The sequence below is a fragment of the Telluria sp. AZSoR62 genome (genome assembly GCF_058111565.1).
This window is the reverse complement of sequence record NZ_JBYTST010000053.1, coordinates 1-545: the sequence shown is the minus strand read 5'-3', so window position 1 is coordinate 545 and position 545 is coordinate 1. Positions and strand designations below refer to the sequence as shown.

At 53.9% G+C, this 545-nt stretch carries 1 protein-coding gene; it reads left to right on the top strand.

Translation table 11 applies throughout. The annotated features are described in order from the left end of the window. Positions 1-112: 112 nt before the first annotated feature. Entirely contained in the window at positions 113-433 is a 321-nt protein-coding gene (locus AC3XQU_RS22810) for a hypothetical protein (RefSeq protein WP_440463022.1), read from the top strand. The last annotated feature ends 112 nt before the right edge of the window (positions 434-545 follow it).

Genomic DNA, 545 nt, shown 5'->3' with positions numbered 1-545 from the left:
CTGCTGCCTCAATCATACCGACGGGTTCCGGATTGTTGTGCAAAGCGGAACAGTGCCGCTCGATAGACGATGTCAACACGCCAGACGAAATGGACATTTGAGGATTAGCAGCATGGACGAACGCAAAGAACGAGAGCTGAACAATTACCTGGACCTGCTGTTCTGGATGGAAACGGCATCGTCGGCCGAGATCCAAGGGACATTGGCGGTCGCGTCTGGTGTGACTAAGGAAGACCTTCATTTGGCCGTAAAGTGCATGATGGAATCATACCGGCCTGACCTGGCGCGTTACTTTCCCGATTTGAAGCCAAACAGATCATTTCTAGCAGAATTGCGCTGCCAACACGCAGCGCTGGCCGAAGCGATGCAGCTACTAGAGGACTCGTTGACGCAGCGCAAGCACGACCCGTCTTTATCTCTTGAAAGTGTATGACCCCGCCTTGCTCTGAGGTGTGACTCGGCGGGCTGTCACGACAGTCCTCTAGGAATGAAAGCGCCGGCAATCAGTGGATAATGATCGGCACAGGCGAAATCCCTACGACGAC

Excerpts from the sequence above, each read along its gene's own strand:
- AC3XQU_RS22810 (WP_440463022.1), top strand. The coding sequence starts at position 113 with ATGGACGAACGCAAAGAACGAGAGCTGAACAATTACCTGGACCTGCTG.